Origin of the sequence: Methylobacterium sp., assembly GCF_028290105.1 — a bacterium.
Taxonomy (GTDB): domain Bacteria; phylum Pseudomonadota; class Alphaproteobacteria; order Rhizobiales; family Beijerinckiaceae; genus Methylobacterium.
The window spans coordinates 1-5016 of sequence record NZ_JAQGKL010000234.1; the positions used below are offsets into that span (position 1 = coordinate 1).

The window sequence follows — 5016 nt, forward strand, 5'->3', positions numbered from 1 at the left end:
CCTCGCCGTGGCCCGCGAGCGCGGCGTGACGATCCCCGCCGGCAGCATCGTCTCCACCGGCACGCTGTCGGTGCCCTTCGATCTCACGGGGCCCGCGACGATCACGGCGCGGTTCGCGGGCCGGACCCTGGGGTTCTCGCTGCTGCCGGTGTGAATTCGACGGGATTTGCGGGTGACACGGCCGCCCGTGACACCCGCGCCGTCACGCCGGGGCTGGGCGGCGGAGCCCGGCATCCGGACGCACGGGGTGCGCTTCATCCGGTCTCGTCGGCGGGTCTAGGCTCCTGCGCTCGCCTCAGGTGCCCGAGGACGACGCAGCGGCGTCGGAGAGCGTCCTCCCCAAGGCGCCTCGCGCCGCCGAAACCATCAATCCACCGCCGCCCCGTGCAATTCCGCGCTGGTGAAGCGCTGCTGCTCGGCCATGACCAGACCGGCGAGTTCGCGCTTGAGGGCGTTGAATTCGCCGGACGCCGTGTCGCGCGGGCGGGGAATGTCCACGGTGAGGTCGCGCTTGATGCGCCCGGGGCGATAGGTCATCACCAGGATGCGGTCGGCGAGATAGATCGCCTCCTCGATGGAGTGGGTGACGAAGATCACCGTCTTGCGGTACTCGGACCAGATCCGCAGCAATTCGTCCTGCAGGGTCCGCCGGGTCAGGGCGTCCAGCGCCCCGAAGGGCTCGTCCATCAGCATCACGGGCGGGTCCAGCGCCAGGATGCGCGCGATGGCGACGCGCTGGCGCATGCCCCCCGAGAGGTCCTTCGGATAGCGCTTGCGGAAATCCGACAGGCCGAGCGTCGCGACGATGCGGTCCACCGTCACCGTGGCGTCGGCGCGCGGCACGCCCTGGATGTCGAGGCCGAAGCGGACGTTGTCCTCGACGTTCATCCACGGGAACAGGGCGTATTCCTGGAAGACCATGCCCCGGTCCGGCCCCGGCTCGGTGACAGGGCGCCCGCCCATGCGGATCTGCCCGGCGCTCAAGGGGGTGAAGCCCGCCACGGCGTTGAGCAGGGTGGACTTGCCCCAGCCCGAGGGCCCGAGCAGGCAGAGGAACTGCCCCTCCGGCACGGTGGCGCTGATGTCGTCGAGCGCCGACACGGCGCTCGCGCCGGTGCCGAACACCTTGGAGGCGTTGGCGATCTCGATCTGCGCCGACATGGTGAGGCGTCCCGGTTCAACGTTCAAGGCCGCGATGCCAGCGCAGGAGGTGGTCGTTGAGGCGCGACATCGCCCCGTCGATGATAAGGCCGAGGATGCCGATGGTGAGCATGCCGCCGATGATCTTGTCGGACCACATGTACTCGCGGGCCTCCAGGATGCGGTAGCCGAGCCCGTCCGAGACCGCGATCATCTCGGCGACGATGACCACGATGAAGGCGGTGCCGATGCCGATGCGCATGCCCGCGAGCACGAAGGGGCTCGCCGCCGGCAGGATCACCCGGCGGAACATCGTCCAGGAATTGGCACCCAGGTTGCGCGCCGCGCGGATGTAGATCGAATCCACCTGGCGCACCCCCGCGATGGTGTTGACCAGCACGGGAAAGAAGGTGCCGAGCGCGATCAGGAACAGGGCCGGCGGGTTGCCGAGCCCGAACCAGACGATGGCCAGCGGGATGTAGGCGATGGGCGGGATCGGCCGCAGGATCTGCAGAAGCGGGTTGAACAGCCCGTAGAGCCGGTCGCTGGTGCCGAGCAGGAGCCCGGCCGGCACCGCGAGGCCGGCGCCGACGCAGAACCCCATGATCACGCGGCCGAGGCTCGCGATCGCGTCGTGGGGCATCTCGCCGGAGAACACCCAGTGCCAGTAGCTCTCGGTCGCCGGGTCGTAGGGCAGCCCCGGCAGGAGGCCGGAATACCACTTCACCGCCACCGCGCTCGGCGGCGGCAGCACGATGGGGGAGAACACGCCCGCCCGGCTCAGGATCTCCCAGAGGACCAGGAGGGCGAGGGGGACGATGGCGCCGCGCAGACGGTGCATGGCGCGGCTCAGTTCGTCTTGAGGTCGGCTTTGGCCTTGTCGAGGAGGTCGGTCTTCACCCACTCGGCGTCGGATTTCGGCGGGTTCACCATCTTACCGAGACCGTACTTCATCATATAGTCGGTGGTCGTCTGCATGTGTCCGGCCGGCACGTCGTAGGTGTACTTGGCGTTGGCCATGCCATCGCGAAAGTCCTGGCTCGAGAGCTGGCCCTTGAACACGGTCTCGCGGACGTATTTCTCGGCCAGCGCCGGATCGTCGATGAAGGCCTTGGTGGCGGCCACGAACAGCTTGAGGACCTTGGCGGCGACCTCGGGGCGCTCGTTGTACATCTTCTCGGTCATCACCAGGGGGCGCACCGGCACGCCGATGGGGGTGTCGTAGGGCTTGACCACCTCGGTGGCATAGCCGGCGCTGATAGCCTGCGTCGATTGCGGCTCGCTCTGGCAGATCACGTCGACGTATTTCTGCGACAGGGCCTGGTTCAGGTCGGCGTAGTTGTTGAAGTAGATCAACTGCACGTCCTTGCCGGGCCGCTCGGACCACGTCATCCCGTGCTTGTCGAGTTCGGCGAGCAGCATCAGGTCCTGCGTGCCGCCCCGGACGGTGGCGACCTTGAGGCCCTTCACGTCCTTCAGGGTCTTGATGGTGTCGAGGTCGGGCCGGCGCAGGATGCGCACGCCGCCATTGGCGAAGCCCGCCACCACGTAGAGCTTCACGCCGTTGCCGCGCGCGGCGACCGCGCCGTCGGCGCCGGAGGCCGAGATGTCGATCTGGTCCACCGCCATCGCGGGGTAGATGTCCGCGCCCTTGGCGAAGACCTTCTCGTCGATCTTCAGGCCGAATTTCGGCGCGATCTCCTTCATGTAGGAGATGGCCCCGTAATGGGCGAACTTGAGGTTGCCGAGGCGAACCACATCCTCGGCCCGGGCGCTCCCGAGGGTGCCAAGGGTCGCGAGAACGAGCAGGGCGGCGCGAGCCGTCGCGTTGCGCGTGAACATCGGTTTCCTCCGGTCGCGGGTCGTGTCGCCCGCTTTGTCCGCCGCGAAATCGGCCGGTACAGCCTTGAGTAAGCGTATTCTTGATTCGAATGTAAAGCGGCCGGGGAGAGAGTTTTGGCGGACATCGGACGGGATGAAATCGCACGGGTGACCGTGCTGGGCTGCGGAACCCTGGGCGCCAGCTGGGCCGCCCTGTTCCTCGCCCACGGGCTCGACGTGGCGGCCTACGATCCGGCCCCTGGCCTTGCCGGGCGGGCGGCGCCCGCCATCGCGGAGGCACGGGCGCAGCTCGCCGAACTCGGGCTTGCGGGGCAGGGCGCGCTCCGGTTCCACGACCGTCTCGAGGAAGCCCTCGCGGGCACGGACTTCGTCCAGGAGAACGCCCCCGAGAACGAGGCCGTCAAGCGCGCGCTGCTGGCCGAAGTCGACGCGCGCCTGCCACCCGACATCCTCGTGGCGTCGAGCACCTCCGCGATGCTGCGCAGCGCCATCGTGGCCGATTGCGCGCATTCCGAGCGCATCCTGGTGGCGCACCCCTTCCACCCGCCCCACCTCGTGCCCCTGGTGGAGATCGTGGCCGGCAGCGCCGAGGTCGCCGCGCGGGCCAGCGCCTTCTACGCTCGGCTCGGGCGCCGGCCGGTGATCCTCAACCGCGAGATGCCGGGCCACATCGCCAACCGCCTCGCCTCGGCGCTCTACCGGGAGGCCGTGAACCTCGTGGCGGAAGGGGTGGCGAGCGTCGCCGACATCGACGCGGCCCTGTGCAACGGCCCCGGCCTGCGCTGGGCCGCCATGGGCCCGCACATGACCTACCATCTGGGCGGCGGAGAGGGCGGCATCCGCCACTATCTCGACCATCTCGGGGCCAGCCAGGTCCGGCGCTGGGCGAGCCTCGGCACACCGGAGCTGACGGACGCGGTCAAGGACCGGATCGTGGCCGGCGTCCTGGCGGAGGCGGGCTCCCGTTCGCTCGCGGACCTCGCGGCCCGCCGCGACGCGGCGCTGATGGGCATCCTCAAGGCCCGCATCGAGGTCGCGGGGGTGGACGACTGACGCACGCCCTGGACCCGCGCCCGGTGTCCTGCTCTCATGTCGATGCCGGATTTTCATGCCGATGCCGGAGAGATTCGCCGGGGCACGACGGGAGGGGGAGCAGGATGTTCGGTCTCGTGAAGCGGTATCGCACCGCGTGCCTGCTGGCCCTCGCGGCCTGGACCGTGGGCGGCGCGGCACGGGCCGCTGACGTGACGGTCCTCTGCTCGGCGGGATTGAAGTCCGTGGTGGAGCAACTCGCACCGGAATTCGAGGCCCGGACGGGTGATCACCTCGTCGTCACCTACGATACCTCCGTCCTGCTGAAGGCGCAGGTCGAGGCGGGCCGGCCCTTCGACGTCGTCGTCCTGACGCCGCCCCTGATCGGGGCGCTGATCCAGCAGGGCAAGGTCGCGGACGGTTCGGCCGTCCCCCTCGCCCGTACGGGCATCGGCCTCGCCGTGAAGGCGGGGGCGCCTCGACCCGACATCGCCTCCGTCGATGCACTCAGGCGTACGCTCACGGGTGCCAGATCGGTCGTCTACAGCACCACGGGCGTCAGTGGCAGCCTGTTCTCGGCCGCCCTGCAGACGCTGGGGATCGCCGACGCGGTCAAGGCCAGGGCCAGGACGATCGCCAACGGCTTCACGGGCGATGTGGTCGCCCGGGGAGAGGCGGACCTCGCCGTTCAACTGATGCCGGAGCTGATGTCGGTGCCCGGTGTCGACGTGGTCGGCCCGTTTCCAGCGGAGCTGCAAGCCTACGTCGTTCTGACCGCGGGACTTTCGGCGGCGGCGGCGGACAAGGCTCGGACCGAGGCGTTCCTCTCGTTCCTCAAGGCGCCGTCCGCAGCCGCAGTGATCCGTGCAAAGGGCCTGGAGCCTATCTGATCCGGGACTGGAACAAGGCAGCGTGCCGCTGGTCCGCCGCCGATGCGGAGCGCCCGAGCCCTCAGCGCGGGTTCTGCCAGGTCGTCTCCGTCGCGACGGGACCGGTCGCGGG

The 5016-nt window shown here is 69.5% G+C and carries 5 protein-coding genes; 2 read left to right on the forward strand and 3 right to left on the reverse strand.

From position 1 onward, the window contains the following. Positions 1-366 precede the first annotated feature (366 nt). Genes JWQ05_RS16735 through JWQ05_RS16745 form a run of 3 tightly spaced genes read right to left on the reverse strand, consistent with a single transcriptional unit; the run spans position 367 to position 2982 of the window. Positions 367-1161 carry an ABC transporter ATP-binding protein gene (locus JWQ05_RS16735; protein WP_299660645.1) on the reverse strand — a complete coding sequence of 265 codons (795 nt, stop codon included), beginning with the start codon at positions 1159-1161 and terminating at the stop codon, positions 367-369. 16 nt (positions 1162-1177) lie between these two features. Further along, positions 1178-1981, reverse strand: coding sequence for an ABC transporter permease (locus tag JWQ05_RS16740; protein ID WP_299660647.1), 804 nt, complete (start codon positions 1979-1981; stop codon positions 1178-1180). 8 nt (positions 1982-1989) lie between these two features. Further along, positions 1990-2982 carry an ABC transporter substrate-binding protein gene (locus tag JWQ05_RS16745; RefSeq protein WP_299660650.1) on the reverse strand — a complete coding sequence of 331 codons (993 nt, stop codon included), beginning with the start codon at positions 2980-2982 and terminating at the stop codon, positions 1990-1992. A gap of 114 nt (positions 2983-3096) precedes the next feature. Here JWQ05_RS16745 and JWQ05_RS16750 point away from each other — a divergent pair, with 114 nt between their 5' ends. Then, a complete protein-coding gene (locus JWQ05_RS16750) occupies positions 3097-4035 on the forward strand; it encodes a 3-hydroxyacyl-CoA dehydrogenase NAD-binding domain-containing protein (protein WP_299660653.1) in 939 nt (312 codons plus the stop codon). Between the two features lie 104 nt (positions 4036-4139). Continuing rightward, complete coding sequence (locus JWQ05_RS16755) at positions 4140-4904, forward strand: substrate-binding domain-containing protein (protein ID WP_299660656.1); 765 nt, start codon at positions 4140-4142, stop codon at positions 4902-4904. Positions 4905-5016 lie beyond the last annotated feature (112 nt).